The 502-nt window shown below is 53.8% G+C and carries 1 protein-coding gene; it reads left to right on the plus strand.

Annotation, left to right across the window (positions count from 1 at the left end):
* A partial coding sequence (locus AC5O77_RS22750) for an ammonium transporter family protein (RefSeq protein WP_494507299.1) occupies nt 1–502 on the plus strand: 502 nt, incomplete at both ends.

Here is a 502-nt window from a genome sequence, read left to right on the forward strand (position 1 = left end):
CGTTTGGTGAGGGAAACAACTTCTTCGGCAACATTAACTGGTTGATGCTGAAAAACATCGAACTGACGGCGGTGATGGGCAGCATTTATCAGTATATCCACGTAGCGTTTCAGGGATCGTTTGCCTGCATTACCGTAGGCTTGATAGTTGGAGCACTGGCGGAACGAATCCGCTTCTCAGCTGTGTTGATTTTCGTGGTGGTATGGCTGACGCTCTCCTACATTCCGATTGCGCATATGGTCTGGGGCGGCGGTTTGCTGGCTTCTCACGGTGCGCTGGATTTCGCGGGTGGCACGGTGGTGCACATTAACGCCGCAATCGCCGGTCTGGTGGGCGCATATCTGATAGGCAAACGCGTGGGCTTCGGCAAAGAGGCGTTTAAACCGCACAACCTGCCGATGGTCTTCACCGGGACTGCCATTCTCTATATCGGTTGGTTTGGCTTTAATGCCGGGTCAGCGGGCACGGCGAATGAAATCGCAGCACTGGCATTTGTGAATAC

The sequence above is a fragment of the Stenotrophomonas sp. INTA L402-1 genome (assembly GCF_059295135.1).